The sequence below is a fragment of the Siminovitchia thermophila genome (assembly GCF_016909185.1).
GTDB lineage: Bacteria > Bacillota > Bacilli > Bacillales > Bacillaceae_C > Siminovitchia > Siminovitchia thermophila.
In genome coordinates this window covers 146,382-170,182 of record NZ_JAFBFH010000005.1, presented here as the reverse complement: position 1 = coordinate 170,182, position 23,801 = coordinate 146,382, and the positions used below count along the sequence as shown (strand labels likewise).

The 23,801-nt window shown below is 42.2% G+C and carries 21 protein-coding genes; 6 read left to right on the top strand and 15 right to left on the bottom strand.

Annotated elements, in window-relative coordinates; all coding sequences use genetic code 11:
• Positions 1 to 280: 280 nt before the first annotated feature.
• The 10 genes from JOC94_RS05570 to JOC94_RS05525 all read right to left on the bottom strand — a co-directional run bounded on the left by JOC94_RS05570 (position 281) and on the right by JOC94_RS05525 (position 7,764).
• A complete protein-coding gene (locus JOC94_RS05570) occupies positions 281 to 1,114 on the bottom strand; it encodes a flagellin N-terminal helical domain-containing protein (RefSeq protein ID WP_077111638.1) in 834 nt (277 codons plus the stop codon).
• 150 nt (positions 1,115 to 1,264) lie between these two features.
• Positions 1,265 to 1,492, bottom strand: coding sequence for a carbon storage regulator CsrA (gene csrA, locus JOC94_RS05565; RefSeq protein ID WP_077111639.1), 228 nt, complete (start codon positions 1,490 to 1,492; stop codon positions 1,265 to 1,267).
• Between the two features lie 4 nt (positions 1,493 to 1,496).
• Positions 1,497 to 1,931, bottom strand: coding sequence for a flagellar assembly protein FliW (gene fliW / locus JOC94_RS05560; protein ID WP_077111640.1), 435 nt, complete (start codon positions 1,929 to 1,931; stop codon positions 1,497 to 1,499).
• A gap of 3 nt (positions 1,932 to 1,934) precedes the next feature.
• Positions 1,935 to 2,516, bottom strand: a complete 582-nt coding sequence (locus JOC94_RS05555) for a DUF6470 family protein (protein ID WP_077111641.1) — start codon at positions 2,514 to 2,516, stop codon at positions 1,935 to 1,937.
• Positions 2,517 to 2,798: 282 nt separating this feature from the next.
• Positions 2,799 to 3,650: a flagellar hook-associated protein FlgL gene (gene flgL, locus JOC94_RS05550; protein WP_077111642.1), complete on the bottom strand. Its 852-nt coding sequence runs from the start codon at positions 3,648 to 3,650 to the stop codon at positions 2,799 to 2,801.
• Positions 3,651 to 3,663: 13 nt separating this feature from the next.
• On the bottom strand, positions 3,664 to 5,082 hold the full coding sequence (gene flgK / locus JOC94_RS05545) for a flagellar hook-associated protein FlgK (protein ID WP_077111643.1): 1,419 nt from the start codon (positions 5,080 to 5,082) through the stop codon (positions 3,664 to 3,666).
• Between the two features lie 17 nt (positions 5,083 to 5,099).
• Positions 5,100 to 5,579 carry a flagellar protein FlgN gene (locus tag JOC94_RS05540; protein WP_077111644.1) on the bottom strand — a complete coding sequence of 160 codons (480 nt, stop codon included), beginning with the start codon at positions 5,577 to 5,579 and terminating at the stop codon, positions 5,100 to 5,102.
• Between the two features lie 18 nt (positions 5,580 to 5,597).
• The gene (gene flgM, locus JOC94_RS05535) at positions 5,598 to 5,858 is read right to left on the bottom strand and encodes a flagellar biosynthesis anti-sigma factor FlgM (RefSeq protein ID WP_077111645.1); all 261 of its coding nucleotides are present in this window, start codon (positions 5,856 to 5,858) and stop codon (positions 5,598 to 5,600) included.
• A gap of 75 nt (positions 5,859 to 5,933) precedes the next feature.
• Positions 5,934 to 6,641: a ComF family protein gene (locus JOC94_RS05530; RefSeq protein ID WP_077111646.1), complete on the bottom strand. Its 708-nt coding sequence runs from the start codon at positions 6,639 to 6,641 to the stop codon at positions 5,934 to 5,936.
• Positions 6,634 to 7,764 (bottom strand): DEAD/DEAH box helicase, encoded by a 1,131-nt coding sequence (locus JOC94_RS05525; protein ID WP_328799776.1) that lies wholly within the window; start codon positions 7,762 to 7,764, stop codon positions 6,634 to 6,636. The genes JOC94_RS05530 and JOC94_RS05525 overlap by 8 nt, the downstream gene beginning before the upstream one ends.
• 672 nt (positions 7,765 to 8,436) lie before the next feature.
• On the opposite strand from JOC94_RS05525, the gene JOC94_RS05520 reads away from it, so the two are divergent.
• Both JOC94_RS05520 and JOC94_RS05515 read left to right on the top strand, forming a co-directional pair.
• Positions 8,437 to 8,784 (top strand): SCP2 sterol-binding domain-containing protein, encoded by a 348-nt coding sequence (locus JOC94_RS05520; RefSeq protein ID WP_077111648.1) that lies wholly within the window; start codon positions 8,437 to 8,439, stop codon positions 8,782 to 8,784.
• A gap of 225 nt (positions 8,785 to 9,009) precedes the next feature.
• On the top strand, positions 9,010 to 10,842 hold the full coding sequence (locus tag JOC94_RS05515; protein WP_077111649.1) for an AMP-dependent synthetase/ligase: 1,833 nt from the start codon (positions 9,010 to 9,012) through the stop codon (positions 10,840 to 10,842).
• A gap of 740 nt (positions 10,843 to 11,582) precedes the next feature.
• Here JOC94_RS05515 and JOC94_RS05510 read toward each other — a convergent pair.
• Positions 11,583 to 13,085 carry a response regulator transcription factor gene (locus JOC94_RS05510; RefSeq protein ID WP_077109939.1) on the bottom strand — a complete coding sequence of 501 codons (1,503 nt, stop codon included), beginning with the start codon at positions 13,083 to 13,085 and terminating at the stop codon, positions 11,583 to 11,585.
• 799 nt (positions 13,086 to 13,884) lie between these two features.
• Here JOC94_RS05510 and JOC94_RS23145 point away from each other — a divergent pair.
• Together JOC94_RS23145 and JOC94_RS05500 are read left to right on the top strand one after the other, a co-directional pair.
• A complete protein-coding gene (locus tag JOC94_RS23145; RefSeq protein WP_077109938.1) occupies positions 13,885 to 15,075 on the top strand; it encodes a DUF5011 domain-containing protein in 1,191 nt (396 codons plus the stop codon).
• A 210-nt stretch (positions 15,076 to 15,285) separates the two neighbouring features.
• Entirely contained in the window at positions 15,286 to 17,784 is a 2,499-nt protein-coding gene (locus JOC94_RS05500) for a YhgE/Pip domain-containing protein (protein ID WP_077109937.1), read from the top strand.
• Positions 17,785 to 18,442: 658 nt separating this feature from the next.
• On the opposite strand, the gene JOC94_RS05495 is transcribed toward JOC94_RS05500, so the two are convergent.
• Complete coding sequence (locus tag JOC94_RS05495; RefSeq protein WP_077109936.1) at positions 18,443 to 19,123, bottom strand: response regulator; 681 nt, start codon at positions 19,121 to 19,123, stop codon at positions 18,443 to 18,445.
• A 29-nt stretch (positions 19,124 to 19,152) separates the two neighbouring features.
• Positions 19,153 to 20,295 (bottom strand): sensor histidine kinase, encoded by a 1,143-nt coding sequence (locus JOC94_RS05490; protein WP_077109935.1) that lies wholly within the window; start codon positions 20,293 to 20,295, stop codon positions 19,153 to 19,155.
• Between the two features lie 158 nt (positions 20,296 to 20,453).
• Between JOC94_RS05490 and JOC94_RS05485 the strand changes: the two genes are divergently transcribed.
• Positions 20,454 to 21,089, top strand: coding sequence for a YigZ family protein (locus JOC94_RS05485; RefSeq protein ID WP_077109934.1), 636 nt, complete (start codon positions 20,454 to 20,456; stop codon positions 21,087 to 21,089).
• Positions 21,090 to 21,167: 78 nt separating this feature from the next.
• Here JOC94_RS05485 and JOC94_RS05480 read toward each other — a convergent pair whose 3' ends face one another.
• Positions 21,168 to 22,052 carry an ROK family protein gene (locus tag JOC94_RS05480; protein ID WP_077109933.1) on the bottom strand — a complete coding sequence of 295 codons (885 nt, stop codon included), beginning with the start codon at positions 22,050 to 22,052 and terminating at the stop codon, positions 21,168 to 21,170.
• A 135-nt stretch (positions 22,053 to 22,187) separates the two neighbouring features.
• On the opposite strand from JOC94_RS05480, the gene JOC94_RS05475 reads away from it, so the two are divergent.
• Complete coding sequence (locus JOC94_RS05475) at positions 22,188 to 23,366, top strand: M14 family metallopeptidase (RefSeq protein ID WP_077109932.1); 1,179 nt, start codon at positions 22,188 to 22,190, stop codon at positions 23,364 to 23,366.
• Here the strand turns inward: JOC94_RS05475 and JOC94_RS05470 are convergent.
• Positions 23,337 to 23,744 (bottom strand): VanZ family protein, encoded by a 408-nt coding sequence (locus JOC94_RS05470; protein WP_077109931.1) that lies wholly within the window; start codon positions 23,742 to 23,744, stop codon positions 23,337 to 23,339. The genes JOC94_RS05475 and JOC94_RS05470 overlap by 30 nt on opposite strands.
• Positions 23,745 to 23,801 lie beyond the last annotated feature (57 nt).

Genomic DNA, 23,801 nt, shown 5'->3' with positions numbered 1-23,801 from the left:
ATATCGACAATGTTCGCCATTTATTAAAGTGGGTATTTGGAACGGATCTTCAACATGGAAAAATGTGGTTAGGTTTATGGGCAAGTAAGTTAAAGAGGACACATTTGCTCTTTTTATAGGTCGAAAAAAGGAAACCTCATGATCAAATTGACTGCTATGGAAATCAGTGATAAAAAGCTGTCAATAAGGCGGAAAGGAAAATAGATTGAGCTGTTCCCGTTTATCAAAAACGGAATAAAAAAAGCGGCCTTCTGTAATAGAAGACCACCTTTTTGTAAAATTAACGAAGAAGTTGAAGAACTCCTTGCGGATATTGGTTGGCTTGAGCCAACATTGCTTGTGATGCTTGAGTCAAGATGTTGTTCTTTGTGAACTCCATCATTTCTTTCGCCATATCGACATCTCTGATGCGAGATTCAGCTGCTGTCAAGTTCTCAGCAGATGTACCAAGGTTATTAATGGTATGCTCTAAACGGTTTTGTACTGCACCAAGGTTTGCGCGGTTTTGAGAAACAGCGTTAATGGCATTTTGTACAATCGTTAAGTTGGCACTTGATGTTGCATTCAAGCCTGAAGCAGTAGTAAGGCCACTGATAGATGTTAATCCGCCGAGACCCAATCCTGATGCTGTGTTGTTCGTTAATGTCAACGTAATCGTTTCACCAGAATTTGCACCTACTTGCAACTTGATTGAGCCGCTAGTGTTAAGGATATTTTTTGTGTTGAATTTTGTTTGGTTGGCAATATCATCTATTTGTGCTGTTAATTGTGTAATTTCAGCTTGGATCTTTTCAGCATCTTCCGGCTCCAACGTTTCATTTGCACCTTGAGTATATAGTTCAGCCATACGCTGTAGCATAGCATGCGTCTCATTTAACGCGCCTTCAGCAGTTTGGATTAAAGAAATACCGTCTTGGGCATTACGTTGAGCAGCTTCCATTCCGCGAACTTGGTTACGCATTTTTTCGGAAATGGCTAAGCCGGCAGCATCGTCACCTGCACGGTTAATACGCAGGCCAGATGATAATTTTTCCATGTTTTTTGATGCAAGGCTTGTACCTTGTGTTAATTGACGGTGCGTGTTGAGCGCCATAATGTTGTGGTTGATTCTCATTTTGCATTTTCCTCCTTGAATGTTGCCGCTCACGTCCGTGTGAACGGTGGTGTAATTTTTCAGCGAAAGAGTTCGGTCGGCCGCCCGTTTTTTTCGCTTTCACATTTTATATCGGCAAAGGGCAGGATAGTTTAATAGCTTTTTCTATAATTATTGTTTTTTCATGTTTTCAATGAGTCCGAAGAGGTTTTTCACCCCTGCCGATGCATTCGTATTTTCGGCTTGGATGTCGAGCCAGACTTCTTTGCGATGAATTTCAACATGTTTGGGCGCGGTGATCCCGAGCTTCACTTGTTCTCCCTGGATGGCCGTGACGGTGATTTCGATATCTGGGCCAATTTGGATCGTTTCTCCTTTTTTCCTCGTCAATATCAGCATGCCGTCACCCCTCCACTTTTTGCCCGAAAAGCGGGTGTCTCGTTTTATATACACCATCGTTTAATACAACTTGCTTCGCTTGGCGATTTTTCGTGTTGATGATAACCGGTGCTTGCAAGTTGCCGGTGGTTTTCTCAAATGGGTCATGGACCGTCAAGATGATGTAGACACGAACATCCTCAGCAGCCCTCAATTCGAGTTGATCAATGACCTGCTCTTCTAATTTAAAATCATATTCAGGGAAAAATAGAAACGGTTCCGTGACAATGAAAGCAGTGTCCGAAGTCGCTACCGACTGCATTACGGCGAAACCGGTGTCCTCCAACGGTAATACAACAAACTGTTTTTCATCCGGGAATCCGGGAATCCCTGATGTAAAATGGAGAATTTCTCCCTCATTCACTTTCACGGCACCATGATATTTCGTTGTAATATTCATCGTTCACTCTCCTAAACGCCTTTTCGGCAAATTCACCACATCGATTTTTAGTGACGGTCTTCTAACCATTTCCACAATTACTTCCCCAGGTTCATACTCAATCACCGGGCTTTCGAACCTTGCTTCAAATCGCGGTTGATGCACTTTCCAATTATAATCAAGCTTCGCTTTTTCGTAGCTCATCTTTACGCTAAAAAAGGAAGGGATAAACGTAATATTCGGTGTGCGGAGAGGTCTTGCTATATTTCGTTTCGCGATTTCAGGGATGGGGTTTGAGTTTTTATCCTCAATCTTCATCATTTCATCTCCCTCATCCACCCGTCTTGCAACACCTTTTCGATACTCCTGCTGGGCATGGTCTGTATTTTCTTCAATTGAGCGAAAAACATGCTTTAAATTCATGTCTTCCCAAGCTTTCGTCTGGTCAATCGTCAATTTGGCCGGCGTTCGTTCGATTTCGAGTTCAGCCGGCGGCTGTTCGATTTCCAATAACGGCTGAACGTGATGCATAGAATGCTTCCCTTGTGTCAAGTAGACAGCGATTTTCCCCATTTCCGATTCCAAACGAATTTGCGGCAACTTCACTTTCATACCTCCTCAATAAGAGCGCAAAGTACTGGCGATTTATCTAGTCTCCCTTTTACTTTGGACATGAATATTTTCACTGCGGTAAACGTGATCCGTTTCTGACGTGCAAAAAAGCTATCCTTTTCAGATAGCTTTTTTATCCTTTTAATCCCTTTAACTGGCAGTAAGATCCCACTTTATGTAACGGGATCAACAACAACGGCCAGGACAGATCAACTGCCAGTATAAGCCCGATTGGCTTAACTAACAATCAGCAATGCCGCTGATGGAAGTTTCGCCTTACCTGAGAAAATCAATTAATGTCGGTTGGATCACCCGTGCGCTGACACCGAGCGAGGCGCGCAAGAGGCTCTCCTCCTTCACCATTTCTGTGATCAATTGTTCATATTCCGCATCTTCATTATCAGACTGGAGCTGTCTGGCCATAATCTCTTGCATCCCGACCCGCTCTTCCATTAAATCTACCCGGTTGGCTCTTGCACCAAGGGATGTTCTTTCTGTCACCAAGTCGTTCATCAATCTTTCCATCGGGCCGATATGCTGCTGTACGTCGCCACCGTTTTCAATATCTTCTACCACTTGATCAATTTTCGCGAAAAAATCATTGGAGAACACTTTTTCAGTGGTGACATTGACAGGGATTTTAATGCCTTTTCCCAGTTCAATTTCCACTGCTTCTGTATTGATATTTCCGCCTACTGTCGGCTCATTCGTCGCCGTGCCGCTAAAGATATATCTATCTCCCACCTTCGTATTGGCGATGTTGATCAGCTGCTCTTTAATTTGTTTAATTTCGTCGGCAATCGCTTGCTTTCCGTCTTCCTCCATTGTTTCATTCGCTGCCCGGTTCACAAGCACGTTAATCCTGTGCATGGCTTCTCCCGCTTGATTGAGGGCGGCATCTGTATTGTCAATCCAATTATGTGCTTCTGCAAAATTTCTTTTGAATTGTTGTATCTCATTTCGATGTGCCCTTAAAGTGATTCCCCGCATCGCGACAACCGGATCATCGGAAGGTCGAGTAATTTTCTTTCCGGTATTTATTTGGTCATAAATCTTGTTGAGCCGGCCATAAGAATTGCTTAAGTGCCTAAGCGAATTGTGGCCCAGCATTGATTGAGTAACGCGCATGGTCTCCTGCCTCCTATCTTCCGCCAACACCCATTCCGTTCACAATCTTATCAAGCATTTCATCGATGACTGTAATCGTCCTGGCAGCGGCATTATATGCATGTTGAAATTTGATCATATTCATCATTTCTTCATCAAGGTGTACAGTGCTTACCGATAAGCGTTTTTCCTCAACAGCTACCTTTAAGTTACCTGCACTTTTCGTCTGTTGGTTGGCAAACTGTGCCTGGACACCAATTCTTCCAATGACTGTTTCGTATTCGTTCATAACTCCCTTAAAGGAGTCGGCTACATTTCTTGCATTCTTTCCGTCCCCGGTTGCAGTCACCGATGGAGCCAATTGACCAAGAGTTATGTCAAGCATGCGAATTCCTGCCGCTCCCGCGCCTTCTGTAAAAAGCGCACCGGCTGGTGATCCGTCCTTTGTGACTCCTTCCATATGGGCAGCATTTACACTTGCCGCAAAATCATTGGCCAGTTTGTCCAAATCGGCCAAAAGTTCCGAATACGTTCCATTATCCGCACTGCCATATCCGTAATTTTCGATCAAACTTTTCATTGATCCCTGCGGCATATTTACAATATCAACCGGTATACCGCCAAACGAGATATTCGTAACATACCCATCGGGCTTATCAACCTCAAGTTCTAAATAACGATCGTCATTGAGAATTTCAATTCCATTCGCCCGAATCACATAGGTACCTTCCGCAAGCGCTTTTACATTCCCCTCATTCGGAACTTTTTCCACTTCAATTTCCATGTAACCAGATAGCTCATCTACCAAGCGGTCACGCTCATCATATAAATTATTCGGCAAATAGCCGTGCGGCTCCATTTGAGCGATTTGGCGATTCAAATCATCGATCTCTCTCAACAGAGAATTAATTTTGTCCACGCCTCCGTCAACTTGCTTACCCAAGTCCTGTCGATAAAACTCAATTGAGTTATGAAGGTGTTGAAACGTTTCGGCAACCGCATTCCCCTTTTCGATGACAACTTCCCTCACACCGTCGTTTTCCGGATTCGTGCTCAATTCTTGCCACACTTGCCAATAATCGCTCAGCGTCTTAGAAAGCCCGACCGGATCTTTTCCGGTTTCATTTAAGATATCTTCCAGTTTGGCCATGGCGCTTGCATTCGATCCATGATAACCAAGCTTTGAATTTTCTGCGCGAAATTGGACATCTAAATAAAAATCTCGTATCCGCTGTATTGACTCAGCTGAAACACCTGATCCTAATTGTCCGGCAAATTGGGAGCGGTTTACCGAAGGGGGCGGCCAGCCTTCCGTCGCTTGAAAATTTACCCTTTGGCGTGTATATCCCAACGTATTGGCATTGGCTATATTATTTCCGGTTGTATACAACCCGCTCTGCTGCGTCAAAAGAGCTCTTCTTGCCGTTTCTAACCCATGAAAAGTAGATCTCATATTCAGTTCCTCCGATATCAAGCTTTTGAGTCAAAGAAGGATTGAGCCATCTTTGACTGTTTTTTTCCAGCCGGCCTTTCATATATCGCCGACTCAGGCTGAGGCTGCAATAAATCTAAAGTTAGATGTACATACTGTAGCGTCTGTTGAATCAACTGTTTATTCAGTTCATTTTGCGCATGAAGTTCCCCAATGACTTGTGACATGTTTTCCTGAAGAGCCTGCAACGACGCCCTCTCATCATTACCTGCCGCCTGAATACAGGCAGAGAGTGTCACATCAGCATCGGTGTCTTCTTGTAAAAAGATACGCGCCGCCTTTTCTCGTTCATTTTCTGCCACTGTAATTGCGGAAGTGCATTTCTGTTCCTCCCGCAAAATAAGTTGCAAGCTATCAACATCGCCGCTTTTCAACACTTCCGTTTTCTTTTTGGCTAAATCAAACAAGTGTTCATGCAACGTATGGAGCTTTTCCAATATATTTATTAAAGCTTTCATGGCTTCCACGGCCTCCGGTTATTTCTCCGTAAAATACTTGGCGATGCCTTCGGCAACAGCCTTCGGATGTACTTTATATTCACCTGATTGGATATGCAGTTTTAATTGTTCAACGCGGGCTTTACGTTCAGCTTCCCATTTGGACGATTGCTGGAGCTTTTTTGCCGCCTCTGAAATTTCTACTTGATCCGCTGCACTTTTCCGCAGTTCCTGCCCCGCTTGTTGCGGTTGATGCTTATACGGATTCAAATCAGGACGGTTGTAAGGGGTTATTTTCATAAAAGCCTTCCTCCTTTTCAGCATCGTAACTATTATATCGGATGCAAGCTTTGTTTGTTTAGTCCACTATAAAAATTATCCTCTTGCCAGGGTAAAAGCGCTCACATTTTTTGCACCGGCTTTTTTTAATACAAGCGCGGCATGCCGAATGGTAGATCCGGTTGTATATATATCATCAATCAATAAAATTTCTTTTCCGGAAACATCCGCTCGCTCCGGAACAGTAAACACTTGCTGCAAATGTATTCTTTCATTCCGTGATTTTTTCGACTGCTTTTCTCCATGGACGCGCTCCAACACCTCATTTACCTGAAATCCGGCTTCTTCCGCAAGCGCTTTTGATTGATTAAACCCCCGTTCTAGAAGCCGGTCTGGACTCAATGGGATCGGGATAAGCAAATCAAACGTTTTCTTTGATAAAAATTTTCGCACGCTTGCTCCAAAAGCCTTGGCCAATGCATAGTCTCCACGATATTTGAAGCGGGCCAGAAGCTCCTTAAAAAAATCATTATATTGATAAATAGAAACATTGTTTGCCAATAAACCGCGCCACTCGGGATCTTGTTCCCACCTGACACAATCATGACAAATGGTTCCGTGAATATACTTTGTGTCTAACAATGGAAGTGAACGAGAACAAACTATACAAACACTTCCGGTAATTTTCTCCAGCTTTCCGCAACAACTCCCGCACAACATTTGCTCCCGTGACCCCGAAATCAGTTTCGTCCACGACCATTCTCCCCGAATACGATCATCACAATAAAGACAATGGCTATTCATCAATCAATCCCGCTTTTCGGGCTGCTTTATTCATATGATTAATATGGACGAGGGCTTGGATCATCGCTTTCGTCTTGCCATGATGAAAAAAAGTGACATTCCCGCCAGGAAAATCGGCGCTTCTGCCAACACGTCCGGCAATTTGGACGAGAGCCGCCTCAGTGAAAATAGGATCTTCTGCACCGATCACCGCTACATCCAAATTTGAAAAGGTGACTCCTCTTTCCAAAATCGTTGTCGTTAAAAGAATCGGGATTTTCTCTCTCCTCATCGCATTCACTTTTTCTTCTCTTAATGGGTCCTCTGCATGTACGGCCTGAATAGACGAATGAAGCTGTTTAAATAATGGAAGGGAGTTTTCCATGAGTTGAATATGAGGGAGAAAAATGAGAGCCTGTTTTCCTGCTTGGAGCCGTTCACGGACCCACTTTAGTACAACACGGGGGAGTTTGCTTTTTTCAAAAGATTTGCGCCAATTGCCACACCAAACAAATACGGGAGCCGGGAGTGGCTTGCGGTGATAGCGGGCAGGAATCTTGATAAAGTTTCTTTTTCCATAACGGCATTCTTCCTGCCAGCGCTTGCTTGGCGTTGCCGTTAAATAAATGCGAGCGGCATTTTTCTTCGCCGCTTTTTCAACTGCCCATTGCAAGCTTTGATCAAAAGAATAGGGGAAAGCATCCACTTCATCGACGATCATGACATCAAAAGCGCGTTCAAAACGCATGAGCTGGTGGGTAGTAGATATACTCAGAGGAGAAAATACATGCCGGTCTTCACTCCCACCGTACAAAACAGCCACAGCTATCGAAGGAAACACTTTTTGCAATCGTGGAGCAAGCTCCAAGGCGACGTCTGTACGCGGAGTGGCAATGCAAGTTCTCTTGCCAAGTTGGAGCGCTGCTTCAATCCCTGAAAAAAGGACCTCTGTTTTTCCCGCCCCGCATACCGCCCATACCAGCAGTTCTTTCTCTTTCTTGACAGCACTTAAAACTGCGGCCGCCGCGGCGTTTTGCGCCTTGGATAATTGTCCGTCCCACTCAAGAGCCACCGCATCCGCCCATTCGGGCTCCGGGCCGGACCAGCGGTACAGGGTTGTGCACGAAGCCACCCTGCCCATCATGACGCATTTCCGGCAATATACACATGTTTTCTTACATGTTGCGCACGGGAAGCTGGCAAACAAGCGCTGCGTGTCATTGTTGCAGCGTCTGCACGAAAATCGTTTTTTGTGAAGGACGACTCCGGGACAGCGCTTAATAAACCCTCTTGCCAAATGCCTTTTTATCATTGGATTGGAAAAAGGAATTTCGGATCTAAGAAGAGACCTTCCGGACAAGAAATGTTGTAAATCGAATGAAAAAATGGGGGGACAGATCGCTTTTCACCTCCATCACGAATAAGGACATAATGCAAGACGGCGCTTTGCCCCAACTTAATGTTGGGCGGGGCTGCGGTTCCGCGTACCCGCGCTTTCATTAGTAATTTGGACGATTGTCACTCAACGCCATGGCGAAAACACTGGAGGAAAGATTGGAGAAAGAATCTTCAGTTTTGGAATATTGTTTATTGAAAATAACATAGCTTAGAATTGGAACCTTTTTTTCATTGAATCTATTTCAATACTGCATTTTAGGCAAACACGATGAAACAATACATTGAAAATGATAAATAACCTATCATTTTAGGGGTTAAAAACAAATACGGCCATTTATCCGACAATTAACGGGGTAGTAAGCAAAATCAACTTCTTATACGATAAAGTATATGTCACCAAAATAAGGAGGAAAGGCCTATGTCAGACGTGAAACATATGATAGACACAATGAATGCAACGATCAAAGAGAATCCGGCGCTTGTAAAGGGAATCGAAGCGGTATATCAATTTCATGTAAAAGATGATCATCCGGATACTTTTCAATTCGTATTGCGAGGCGAGGATAGCTACATAGCTGAAGGTGCAAAGGAGAAAGCAGATTGTATCCTTCATATAAAAGCGGATCATTTTATCAAGTTGGCGAAAGGAACTCTAAAGGGAACCACCGCTTTTTTAAGCGGTAAGTTGAAGATCGAAGGAGAAATAGGGATGGCGATAAAATTGGAAAGCATTTTATCACGTATTAACCATAAACTTCAAACATAATTGCTTTTAGGGGAGAAAAAATTGGGTTACAGATGATTGTACAGCTTTGCTTTTGTAAGGAGCAATGAGTATGCGCTAGCGCTATTTTGGGCGCTAGTAACGGATTTATTTATTTGATTATTTTAAATTTTTATCCCGATTATCAATCAATATATCTTATTATCATTCTAATTTCAAGTGATTTGATGAGAGGTTTGTTTAATCATTGCAAAGAGGTGATGGGAGATGAAAGTAGCTAATGTGTTGCAAATGCTAAATCGAACGGTTGAACAATATCCTAATCATATAGCTTATCAATGGAAAGAAGAAGGATCGATTCAAAAATTAACCTATCAGAATTTATGGAATAGGATTAAAGGCTTTGCGAATGGTTTAACCTATATTGGTATAAAACCAGAAGCAAAAGTGGCTATTATTTCAAACAGCAATCCTATGTGGGCCATTTCCGACTTTGCATTAGCTAGCATTTCGGCTGTTAGCGTACCCATTTACCCTACCATCCCCGCCGAACAAGTTGCCTATATTATAAAGAACTGCGATATCACAGCCGCAATTGTTGAAAACAAGGAACAGTATGATAAGTTAATCTCAACAGGCGTACAGCTGGATCATATGATTATGATGTTTCCCCAACAAATGGAAGATGATGGTTTTATGACATTTAAAGAAGTGGAAAATATTGGAGACAACCAAGCTAAACCAAATTGGGAACAATCTTGGCAACATATTCCTCGAGATCAGTTGCTTACTATTATGAACACTTCCGGAACAACAGGAAAACCAAAAGGTGTCATGTTAACACATGGTAATATTTTGGCCAATATAGAAGGCGTACAATTTTGGGTGGTTGAACTGTTGCCTGAAGATGTTTCGCTTTCTTATTTGCCGCTTTCCCATATTTTTGAAAGGCTCGCCGGACATTATTTGCCATTATCGATTGGCACAACGATTAGTTATGCAGAAAATATCACAACCATCCCTGAAAATTTACAGGAATTCAAGCCTACTGTCATGACGAGCGTTCCAAGATTGTTTGAAAAAGTGTATACAAAAATACAAAGTGAAATGGAAAATGGCTCAGCCATGAAACGAAAAATTTTTAATTGGGCGCTATCAGTCGGCGAAGAAAAGTACAAATACTATCTGAATGCGACTATTAATCAATATATTTCACAAGATTATTTACCAAAAAAACTCGCTCGTAAATGGAAGATCGCCAATAAACTTGTTTATCAAAAGGTGAAGAATCAGTTAGGTGGAAGATTGCGTGGACTCGTATCCGGTGGAGGAACGCTCAATGCAGACATAGCAAGATTTTTCTGGGCTTTAGATATACCATTACTGGAGGGCTACGGGTTAACGGAAACATCACCCATTATTTCTACAAACCCATTCATCCGGGCCAAAGTAGGAACCGTTGGGAAAATTTTACCTAATGTCGAATTAAAAATGGCCCCAGACGGAGAGATTTTAGTAAAAGGTCCCAACATTACACAAGGGTATTACAACAATCCCCAAGAAACAGAAAAAGCGTTTGAAGATGGCTGGTTTAAAACGGGTGACATTGGAAAATTAGATGAAGATGGGTATTTAAAAGTCATCGACCGTAAAAAGCGGATTCTTGTATTATCAACCGGGATGAATGTAGCACCGGCTCCAGTTGAAACGGCTATTAACGAAAGCGCATACATTAGTCAATCGCTTGTTGTTGGCGACAACAGGAAATACATTATTGCATTGGTCAATCCAGATTACGAAAACGTCATTCCTTGGGCGAAAGCGCAAGGAATTCGTACAGATTCCAAAGAAGCACTATGTAAGGATAAAAAAGTACAACAACTTTTAAATAAAGAAGTAGCTACACTCACTAAAAAGTTTACGAATTATGCACAACCTAAAAAAGTAATCATTATTAGCGAGGAATGGACGATTGACGGGGGAGAATTAACGCCAAAGCTATCCCTTAAAGCGGATATAATTGAAAATAGATATCAGGATCTCATTGACTCTGTATATAAAGAAGAGAGCGTGGATCATCAAGTCGCCGTCACTGTATAAAGTGAAACTTCATTCAGTAGGGCTCCTACTGAATGTTAGTTGAACCAATCGGGCATTTAGGTGCCGTTTTCTCACACTTAGACCTTTGGTATTCACTCAAGATTTTAAAGTGGGAGGCTTACGGCACCTTACATGCGGGATAAAGTGATACTTCATCAGTAGGCGTTTTCTTACATCTCCTACTGAATGTTAGTTGAACCAATCGGGCATGTAGGTGCCGTTTTCTCACACTTGGACCTTTTGTATTCACTCAAGATTTTGAAGTGGGAGGCTTACGGCACCTTACATGCGGGATAAAGTGATACTTCATCAGTAGGCGTTTTCTTACATCTCCTACTGAATGTTAGTTGAACCAATCGGGCATGTAGGTGCCGTTTTCTCACACTTGGACCTTTTGTATTCACTCAAGATTTTGAAGTGGGAGGCTTACGGCACCTTACATGCGGGATCAAAAACTGGCTGGCGGCTGCCCTTCGGTTTTCTCTTTTATGTCTAAGCCATCATATACAGAAAGCTTGGCTGACGACTAGCAAAGTTAGCCACTGTAGTAGCATCGTTTGACTTAAGAGTGCTTTAAGGCTACTATTGCGTTCTGCCTCCCTGAACGAAAAGGGAAATCAGGTTCTGTTATCTCCCCCTCATACTTCGTCGTATCACCTATAACCCTACTTCAGTCGGGGTAAAAAGGAGAAAATCTCGTAACGCTCCTTTTTACCTGTTTTATTTTTCCATAAAACTTTTTAAATAATTCCATGTCTGATAGCATAGGCCACCGCTTCAGTTCGATTTTTTGCTTTCATTTTTTGCATAATTTTCGTAATATAATCCCTCACCGTATATTCACTTAAGTGTAGCCTGTCGGCAGCACTGCTTGTCGATTCCCCTTCCGCCATTAATGTCAACACTTCAATTTCTCTCAATGATAAATGAAGGGATTGATTTAAATAATTAATGTTATTTTTAAATTTTCCGATAGTTTCTCCCGCGCTTTGTCCGAACTTGATCAATGCCGTATACGTATCTTGTGACATAGTAAAATGTTTATTGGCACCTTGATCCAAAATAGCCGCCCCGATTAATTCCTGATTAGAAGCTTTAAAAATGGGTGCCACCACTACCGTCTTTAATTGGAATTGATGAATATACCTAATGGGAAAACTAGCTTTGGCCTCGGGAATATAAAGCGGTTGTAAAAACTTTATTCCATTTCCAAGCAACCGTAATAGCTCTAAACCATTATGAATGAGCGGAAAATTACGTACATCTTCCGTAATCTTTTGAATTGCTTTTATATCGAAGCGATGACCGGATAACCCGATCCCAATTTCATCATTTGGGGAATAGGAAAAAATGCCGCAACGCTCAAACGGTAAATAATCGGTAAATCCTTTTGTGACCAATTCCAATGCCTCTTTAAACGATTTTGCCTGCATAATGGACTCATAAAACATCATAACAGAATCCTTCCAACGCTGTTCTTGCCGGGCTATGTTTAAAATTGTTTTACTGCTTTGAAAAAGGTGCAAGGCATGGTGAATAAAAGGAGCAATATGCCCCGTGCTGTTTTTTTCCGTACACAATAATAAAGTGACATTTTCAAAAGGAATCGTCATCACATTTTTATCATGAGAATGAGTGATATATCTCAACAGCTGTTCCGTTACATCAAATATATTTTCTGCTGCGATATGAACATGCGCATGCAGTAAACATTGGTATTGATTGAACCATTTTTCCACGTAAAACACATTGTCTCTTCTTCCGACAACAGCAATCCATTCAATTGGCAGTTGCTCAGAAGCAACAAGATGTTCTAAAAAAGTATCAAGTGTAAATAAGTGCTCAAGTTTTTCTGTCAAAATATGTTCGCTGATCTTCGTAAATACATATTGGATTGCTTGATGATCATTATAGTGATTATCCTTGTTTACTTTAGCGGCTTGATGAACTGAATTTTCTAATAACGATATCATGAATTTGTTCAATGGATTATTGCCTATTTCTTTGTTCCATTCAGCCCTCAATTGATTCATGATTGTCTCTTTGTTGTATTGATGATTAAAAAGGATGTCCGAGAAAATTTTAACGGATATTGCTGTAGTGCTGGCCACTTTTTTACCAGTATGTTGAAAATAGTGTTGGATTTGCTCCCAATGATGTTGTATCGCTTTTTCATTGTTGCGAATGATGTCTAATCCATGATGAAATAAGGAGTCTAGATAATGGTCCAAAGTCAATGTCATGAAACATGCTCCCCTTCCTTTTCATCAATTCATCCCAAGATTCATGAAGCTTTTAGCCGTCCGTACTCCCCTTTATAGCTATAAGGTAACAAAAAATTACAAGAAAAGCTGAATGAAACTTCCAACTTGGGATCTTCATCCCCCCTCCCTCGATAGAATGAACTTCATTTTGCTTTTTCCTTGAACTGCGATCAGCTATTTAAAAACAGATATATCCCTTATAAAGTGAAACTTCATTCAGTAGGGCTCCTATTGAATGTTAGTTGAACGAATCGGGCATTTTGGTGCCGTTTTCTCACACTTAGACCTTTTGTATCTACTCAGGTCTGAAAGCGGTGTATATGGCACCTTACATGCGGGATGAATGAAGGCTTGTATTTATCGCAAGGTCGTTATTGACCGTATAAAAATAGGGTATAACCGAATCAATTTGATGAAAATACGATATTTTTAGGAATTGGTGAAAAAGTGTAAAAATCTTAAAGTAATAGTACAGCTTTCGTACAACAGATTACTTAATACATCTCTGTACTATAACTGCTTTCATACTAACAGAAAATGAAAAGGTTTACAACGCTGTTTTATGAAGTCGGGGGAGTGTGATACGTGACTTATTAATAAAGTGAAACTTCATTCAGTAGGGCTCCTACTGAATGTTAGTTGAACCAATAGGGCATTTAGGTGCCGTTTACTCCCACTTAGTCCTTTGTTATTCACTCAAGATTTTTAAGTGGGAGGCTTACGGCACCTTACATGCGGGATAAAGAAGAATCAAACGAAGAAGAAGGAGGAGATAATCATGAGCAAAATCGCAAAAAAGCTCACTATTATGATCTTAAGTATGATTTGCGTATTTTTCTATAGCGGTGGAATGATCGCCGCACATGCACAACAAGCAACAAAATCGTTCAATTACGTATGTGTCGCAAAAACGTCCATTGCCGGAGACATTCTTATTGATATGAAGGTTACCCCTACTGTAACTGTCCCGGATAAGGTGAATCCAAATCAGCAGTTTTCTGTTTCTGATATTGAAACAGCTATTGAAGTGGATGTGACTGGGAGCTTAGCACCATTAAAGGGGTTAATTAATCCTTTTAATGGTCATGTACAGCAATTTCATTTGCAAGCAGCAAATGAGACAGTGAATGTAGTCGGAGCAGCAGGAGTTGCCATCCCGGAAACTCCGTTTGACAACGACGCGCCTTTTATTCCGTTCCGGATAAGTGCCAATGATGCAAGTTATACTGCGGGCAATGAGGATATAAATATCCATGTAGGTGAAATAAAAGCAGAAATTCATGCCAAGTTAGGGACAACACCAGTTAATTTGCCTGTTACTTGTACGCCGCCTGAAGATACGCTGCTTACGACCGTGAAAGTAGAAGAAACAGAGGCAGAAGTGGATCAAGAAGCACCGGTTATTACGTTAAACGGCGACAACCCAATGACTTTAAAAGTTGGTGAAACGTACAACGAGCCAGGGGCAACTGCGAAAGATAATGTTGATGGAGATCTCAGCGAACAAATTCAGATTTCGGGAGAAGTAAATACTCAAAAAGCCGGTAAATATAACGTTACATATTCAGTGACAGATAAAGCTGGAAATAAAGGGACAGCTACTCGGACTGTTTATGTTGAAGAAGCCGCAGATCCAGGAGATGGTGAAAAACCTGGGGATGGCGATAAACCAGGAGGTGGTGAAAAGCCGGGTGATGGTGAAAAACCAAGAGACGGGCAAAAGCCGGGTGATGGTGAAAAGCCGGGTGACAGGCAAAAGCCTGGCAATGATAACAAGCCGCGTGAGCAAAATGGTACAAATGTAGGGGCAGGGAATAACAACAATGATCCTCCAAAGCTAGGAGGTACTAGTAAAGGCGGAGTTCTCCCGAATACAGCAACGAATATTCCACTCTCCTTATTAACGGGCGCGATCCTTATTGCATTAGGTGGCTCTTTCCATTTTTTAAGAAAGTATATCTTCAATTAAATGATTGAGGATAGGCAGTGAAAATCTCATGATTTTCATTGCCTTTTTTAACAAAGCAAATGGAAAACTGTTTTTTCCAACAGATTATCATTCTTACTTTATTGAACTTTCCATTTTTTCCACTCGTGTCGTTTGAACTTCAGCACTTGAATGTTATCCATTACCTCTTAATAGGAAAAGACAGCAAGACAACTTAAAGGAGGATATTTCATGGAAAAAGCGGGTTATATTTCCGCAGAGATGAGACGTATTTTTAAAAATAAATATGTACTTCTATCTGTCTGCTTGGCGCTCCTCGTTCCACTTGTATATGCGATGATCATGTTATCTCCAAAATGGGGGCCATACGATAACACGGATAATTTGCCAGTAGCTGTTGTTAATAATGATCAAGGCGCTATGTCAGATGGCCAAAGAATTAACATCGGTGAAAGCTTAATTGCCAGCTTAGAAGAAAATGAGTCATTGGGTTGGGATTTTGTCTCACCTGAAGAGGCTAAGAGCGGTATGGAAAAGCTGGAATATTATATGACGATTGAAGTACCTGAAGATTTTTCAAAAAAGACATTGACTGTCCTTGATGACGAACCGATAAAGCCAGAATTAAAATATACACAAAACGAAGGGCTGCACTTCATGGCCGCCCAGGTGACGAATAAAGCTGCTGAAACATTAAAAACACAGTTGTCTACACAAATTACCGCGACATATGTAGAAAATGTCGTATCACAACTGAAAGAAGTGGCAAGCGGATTTACTGAAGCTGCAGATGGCGCCAAACAAATCAATGATGGGACTGGACAATTAAAAGATGGATCTGAACAAATCCTTGATTCCTTGAATGAAAAGTCGTCCGATATAGGACGTTTAGCAGATGGCGCTAAACAGTTGGCAGACGGGACACGGACGATGCGAGAATCTTTAATATCCAAGCAAGGGGACATAACAAGACTTGCTAACGGTTCACAAGAATTAAACATTGGAACCGGCACCTTGTTATATAATTTACAAAATAAAGTAAATGATATTGCCAGATTAGCAGATGGCGCCAGACAAGTAAATGATGGGACTGGACAATTATTAAGTGCCTTAAATGAAAAGTCATCTGACATTAACCGCCTTTCAACTGGATCTTCTCAACTAGCGGAGGGCGCAGGTGAACTTCATTCCGGTTCAACTCAATTACTAAAAGGCGCCCAACAAGCAAAAGACGGGACTGCACAGCTTAAAAGCGGGCTGAGCGAAAAAGTTCTTCCCGGAAGTGAACAGTTAGCTGCAGGAGTTCAACAGGCGCAAGCGGGTGTTAATGAAACAATTGAATCAATGCAAAATTTACGGGCAGCTCTTGAACAACTGCCTAACAGTGTGGATGGACTGGAAGAAAATGTTCTATATAAACTCATCATGGGACAATTAAACGAAGGTTTAAAAACAGTTCCTCAAAAACAAAAAGATTTTCAAAGACTGGTAGATGGAGCTAATGAATTACGAGATGGGCTTAAAAATGAGCTAAATCCTGGGGTAACCGCTTTAGACAATGGCCTTTCCCGGCTTGTAGAGGGACAACAACAATTACAGAATGGGGCAAGCCAGTTAGCTCAAGGCTCAAAAGAAGTGGCTGCCGGCAATCAATCGGTAGCAGCCGGGTGGAAAGAATTACAAACAAACGTTGCTAAATTACATGACGGAACAAAACAAGTGAGTGACGGTAATGCCACTGTAAAAAGTGGTTGGAATGACCTTACAAATGGAGCGGCGCAACTGCATGATGGTTCTTCACAAATTCGTGACGGCAACAATGCGGTCGAAAGTGGATGGCAAGAACTATCCTCTGGTGCTACAAGACTACATGATGGTTCTAGTCAAGTGAGTGAAGGAAATCAAACAGTGAAGGCAGGCTGGGCAACATTAACAGATGGTGTCTCACAAGTAGACGGAGGTCTGGAACAACTATCTGATGGAAGTGAAGAATTGCAGGCAGGTCTAGAAGGAGGCGCTGAGCGAACGAGCAGTATCAATCCAGAAGAAGAGAATATTGCGATGTTTGCTGAGCCTGTTGTGTTAGACGGTGAAGTCATTAATAGTTTTCCATTTTATCGTGATGCCAACGCACCGTATATTTTAACATTGGCACTGTACGTTGGAGTTTTAGTGATGTCGTTTGCTGTTCAGTATCGAAAACCAGTTACAATGCCTCCATCAGCCACATCATGGTTTACCGGGAAAATAGCAAAATTATCTATGCTTGCTACCGCCCAAGCATTAATCATCTCTTTGTACACGCTATTCATATTAAAACTAGATGTACAAAGCGGTATTTCCTTCGTTTTATTCTCGATTATGGCAAGCCTGACTTTCTTAATGATTGTATTATTCCTAGTAGGTTTAGCGGGGAACATTGGCAGATTTCTTGCTTTGGCATTTGTTGTTCTACAATTATCTACGACTGGTTCAGCATTACCGGTTGATATGCTTCCAGAAGGATTACGTAATCTAAGTGTCTTTTTACCATTTACGTATTCCATTAATAGTTATCGGAATATTATTACATTAGGAAGCACGTCCGAGATGTGGGGAAATATAAGCGTATTATTCGTTTATTTTGCTGTATTTGCCATATTGTCATTTGTTGTCTTTAAGTTCAAGTATCGCTCATTGCCAGAACGGGCTGACTTTAACAACGAGGAAATAAGTGAATCGGTCCATTAAGATTTCAAAGTTGCTCCCATCATGTCTGATGGAGCAACTTTTCTATTACCTAGGAAATGACATCTGTTTCTCTCTAAGAAAACTCTTTTGCAAAGCAGTTTTGTCTACCATGCAGATAACTGCCCATCCCGCTCTTTACTGGTAATCCGCAGGGTTTTTTGTGATTTACGCAATCGCCTCTCTTGCGTCATTCCATATCAATTCGACGATAGCCGTAATTCCCAAGGACAACCGCAAGCAGCCATTCGGGTTCCGGCCCGAAACCGCGCTACAGAGTTGTACACGATGCTCCCTCTCCATCAGGACTTACTTGCGACAATAACGCATGTGTCCATATACAAGCTGGCAATGTTGTACGTCAACACCAGAACCGTTTTGGTGTAAACCAGTCCAGAAATCGACGCTTAAAGCCCTCTATCAAAGTACGATACTCACTTTTTACTGGAAAAAAGAAGTTTCGAATCTAAGGAGAGAACGTCCGGATAAGGAGTATTGTAAAGTGGATGCAAAATCTCGGGAGAGGATTGATCATATATGGTTGTTCTTCTCCAACAGGAATCAGGAGCAAAACGCAGTTAGCGCTTTGCCCCGACTTTATTGTGGGGGTACGCTTCCGCGTCCCGACGCTTTCAGCAATTTGTGTTGCCAATAAAGCTCTTTATCTTACTTCAACCCAGCCATTTTTAATAGCGGTAATAACTGCTTGGGTACGGTCATTCACATTCATTTTTTGCAAAATATTGCTGACATGGTTTTTAACCGTTTTTTCACTGATAAACAGCGTTTCACCAATGCTGCGGTTGCTTTTACCGTCGGCGAGAAGCTGCAATACTTCACATTCGCGGCTCGTTAACAGGTGAAGCGGAACTCTGACTTCAGGCTGCTGGTAGCCTGTTCCTTTATTTTGTTCGTTTGCTAAACGTCTATATTCCCTAATTAGTTTATGGGTTACTTTCGGGTGGATGTAACATCCCCCGCCTGCTACGACCTTAATTGCTTCAATGAGTTCATCTGAATCCATTTCTTTCAACATATAGCCGGCAGCTCCGGTTTTCAATGCGTGTGTTACATACGCCTCTTCATCGTGAATGGAAAGGATGATCGCCTTGGCTTCGGGATATGCTTCCATTAATTGTTTTGTCGCTTCAATGCCATTTGTGTTTTTCATATTGATATCCAATAAAACGACATCAGGTGAATATTCCTCAACAATTTCCACAGCTTCACAGCCATCTTCCCCTTCAGCCACAACTGAAAAAGTTTTTTCGAATTCTAAAATTCTTTTAACGCCTTCACGAAATAATTCATGGTCATCAATAATGGCAATTCTTGTTTGCATCGTCCTTCCTCCTTTATTCATAATCATTTTTATAAGGGCAATGGTATTTTAATCGTAATAATGGTTCCGGCCCCCGGCTTAGAGTGAACCGAAAGGTTTCCATCTAAAATGTCCACCCGTTCTCTCATCCCGATCATGCCAAACCTTCCGCTTTTTGTCTCACTTATGTCAAAGCCGATTCCATCGTCTTTTATTGTGACATACACTTTGCTGCTTTGGATTTCCACCTTTACTTGGATTGTTTCTGCTTTGGCATGTTTAAGCGCGTTATGTACCGATTCTTGGATGAGCCGAAACAGGGCAACCTCATATTTCGGTGGAAGTCGAATATCTTTTCCCAAATAGACAAATTCAATATATGTTCCTTTATGATAATCTTCGACTGTCGTTAAATATTTGTTCAGAGTCGGAATCAACCCAAGATCATCAAGCGCCATCGGCCTTAAATCGTAAATGATGCGGCGCACCTCATAAAGCGCTGTCCGGATCATTTCTTTTAAACTGCGAATTTCTTGGAGTGACTGTTCCGGACCCTGTTGTTTATGCATTTTTTCCGCCAAATCCGAACGGATGAGAACATTTGCCAGCAGCTGCGCGGGACCGTCATGCATTTCCCGGGACAAGCGTTTCCGTTCCTCCTCTTGGGCTTCGATGATCCTAAGTCCAAATTCCTGCTTTAACTTGGCATCCTCCAACGCTTCTCCCATTTCCTTTATATCACTTACAAGGTAGTTCGATACGATCGTAATCTGGGAAACGAGTGTTTCCGCGCGATGAATTGTTTCCTGCAAAGTAATGAGCCTTCTCTCCAAGTCATCTCTTCGCATTCTGAGCTGCTTTTCAAGTTGGCGGTTGATTGTTAATTTTGTCTGCAATTCATGGGCATACTCATAAGCCTCGCGAATCTGTTCCTCGGAAAATTCCTTGAAGTTCTTGCTTACATCGGATAGGCGCCTCCTTGCCAGTTTGGCCTTAACCTCCAATGAATCTCCGGTTTGGATAACTTCTTTAACTTCGTCCTTTATTTCCTGGAGCTCTTTTATGATGTGATCGTGATCACGGCGGCATTGCTCCCCGATTTGAAAAATTTCATCTTTACTCCTGTCGACCGTCTCAATCATCTGTTCTACGATTTTGTCCAGCGCTTTCGGGTTTACCTTTTTCAGTGCCATAATACTCCTTGAAGGCTCCCCCTTTCGAAATGAATTACTGGTAAAATTAGGATTTGGTTATACGTCTCCCATTCTACATAGTCATTATATCATGTATAATTTCTTTAGAACACGACATGTCATTTGGGAAAAAAAGAGTTTTTAGGAGGAACGTACCGATGCTTCCACGTTATTTAACAGTCAAAACAGCAGGATCACACGAAATCATCATACAAAAATCCAGATTTATTGCCCATGTAAATCGAGCGGAAACAGAGGAGGATGCACAGGCTTTTATACAGTCCATCAAAAAAGAACATTGGAATGCCACCCATAATTGTTCTGCCTATTTGATCGGTGAAAATGACCTGATCCAAAAGGCAAATGATGATGGGGAACCGAGCGGCACAGCCGGAATACCGATGCTGGAAGTTTTAAAAAAGCGCGGGTTAAAGGATACTGTCGTTGTCGTAACAAGGTATTTCGGCGGTATTAAACTGGGGGCGGGTGGACTCATCCGGGCCTATGGCCGCGCGGCTTCGGAAGGGATCGACGCCGTTGGGATCGTCGAGCGAAGATTAATGAATGTAATGAAAATCGGTATTGATTATACATGGCTCGGCAAACTGGAAAACGAGCTCAGAAACCAAAAATTTCTGGTGAAAAACATTCATTATTCAGACCAGGTAGAGATCGATGTGTATGTGGAAAGTGAAGGAACCGGTCAATTTTCCGACCTGATTACTGAACTTACAAACGGCCAGGCTGATGTCTCTGACGGACCCCAAGAATATTTGGAAGTCGATGTGAATTAATTTATAAGACTTTAGGATGAAAGACATCTTACTTTTTTATTAGGGAAAATTCTCCTCATTTTTTCGTTTTCTAAAAATTTATTTTTGTTTTTCATAGGCTTTCTTTTTCTCTAAAATTTGTTTTGCCATGAGGAGAGCTCCCGTAACCCCTGCATCATCTCCGAGCTGCGGCGGCACAATATAATGCACCAACTTGTCAGGAAGAGGAACAAAGCCTTCAAGTTTCTCTTTGACAAGGGAATGAATTCGAGGAAATAAATGCTTTTGTTTCATCACGCCTCCCCCCATAATAATTTTTTCCGGGGATAGAATAAGGATATACTGGACGAGCGCTTCGGCGAGGTAATAAGCTTCCATTTCCCATGCTTTCTCATGATGAAGCATGTCCGCTTTTACTCCCCAACGCCCTTCAATAGCAGGCCCGGCAGCAAGCCCCTCGATGCAGTCCCGGTGATACGGGCAAAAGCCTTCATAAGAATCTTCCGGATGACGGCGAACGGAAATATGCCCCATTTCCGGATGTGATAACCCCCGCAACAGCTTTCCATCAACAACCGCCCCGGCGCCGATTCCTGTCCCTACGGTGATGTATAAACAGCTATTGTGTCCCTTGGCAGCACCATAAGCCCACTCTCCCAAAGCGGCACCGTCCACGTCGGTGATAAAATGAATTGGCACATGAAAGGCATTTTCCATCGTCTGGACAAACGGGAAGTTGATCCATCCGGGTTTGGGTGTCGATTTTATGTATCCATAGGTCGGACTTTCCTTATTGATATCAATCGGCCCGAATGAGGCTATTCCAATCGCTTGTATGGGAAATTCTCGAAAAAACGCAATCACCTCAGGGATTGTCCGCTCGGGGATGTCTGTATTAATTTGAATCCGCTCAACCAATCGTCCGTCCTTTTGCCCAACAGCACAAACAAATTTGGTCCCTCCTGCCTCAATGGCTCCAAGCATCTCTTTTCACCTTTCTTGCAATCTACTGTTCTTTTTCCAATCATACATTGTTTTCCGTTTGAAATCAGCATGTATCTGTGTTTTACACATACACCTATATATGATAAAACGTTTTTCAAACGGGGAGGGACAGCCGTGGAAATCCGGGTCCGACCAGGCGATACACTTATGAATTACAGCCAATTGTTTTCGATCCCGCTTATGTTAATCATTGATTCCAATCCCGAAATAGCAAAGTCGAATATTCTTCAAACAGGACAGAGGGTTACAATCCCCGGATTTACGACAGAGAGTTATACGACTCAAAGCGGGGATACGTTTGGGAAAATTGCCCACGCCCAACGATTACACGTCAAAGCCCTGAAACGATTAAATCAAGATGTTGATTCGGATCAGTTGCAAGCCGGGCAAAAAATAGTAGTTCCCAAAAAAACGGCGGCGGTGGAGATCAGTCCGGAAGGTTATAATTTCAAAAAGCTGGACCGTCATGTCGATCAACTCACTAAGATTTTTCCATTCATGAACAACATTACTGTTGGAAAAAGCCTTCTTGGTCATCCATTGCATATTTTGAAAGTTGGAAAAGGGAAAAAGGTGCAAATCAATGCAGCGTTTCACGCCAATGAGTGGATTACAAGCGCGGTATTGATGAAATTTTTACACGAGTATATGATTGCTTTGATAAACAATGAAACAATCAGGGGAATTCCAGCGCTTGACATGTACACACATACCGAATTACATGCTGTTCCTATGGTGAATCCCGATGGAGTGAATACGGTTTTAAATGGTCCTCCGGGTGATTGGGCGTCGGAGGTTGTTTCGTTAAACCGGGGAAGCGCCGACTTCTCCGGCTGGAAAGCGAACATACGAGGAGTTGATTTAAACAAACAATTTCCGGCAAAGTGGGAGTTGGAGAAAAAACGCAAGCCCCAAAAGCCGGGACCGCGTGATTTTCCTGGTTTTTTCCCCATTTCAGAACCGGAATCAAAAGCGATGGCGGCGCTCGCCCGCAAGGAAAACTATGATATTCTGCTTGCCCTTCATACACAAGGCAAAGAAATCTATTGGGGATATGACGGACTTGAACCGCCTGAATCTGAAGTCCTTGCTCGGGATTTTGCCCGGATAAGCGGTTATAAGTCTGTGCGCTACATTGACAACTATACTGGTTACAAAGATTGGTTTATACAGGAGTTTCGGAAACCAGGTTTTACGATTGAGCTTGGTTTGGGTCACAACCCGCTTCCCATCGAACAATTTGATGAAATATACGATGATATGTTAGGCATTTTTGTCCGAGCGCTTTCTTAAAGCGGAAACCAACCCCAAAGCAAGAAGAGCCCCCAGGGAATCAATCCCGACATCCAAAATGGAGGCAGTCCGATCAGGCACATATAGTTGATGCAGTTCATCACTTGCCGCATATATGGTGGTGAATAACCAAGCCAGCAAAAACCTTTTTTTGCGCAGCCCGTGATAAAAAAGGATGGCCAGTAATCCAAATGCGGTTAGGTGAACAAATTTCCGAAATAAAAGATTCAGTACTGATGCTTGTTCAGGCGTGAGGTGCAAAAATCGTTCAAAAAATATGAGCGTGTTCCCACCGGTCGAAGAAGGTGATCCGGTTGCGGTAAAAATGGCAACACACCATCCGATTGCCGCCAATAGCCATAAGTGCCTTTTCTCCATTATTAGACTCCTTTTTTTAAACATGAAAAAAAGCTGGGACATAAGTTGAAAACGAAT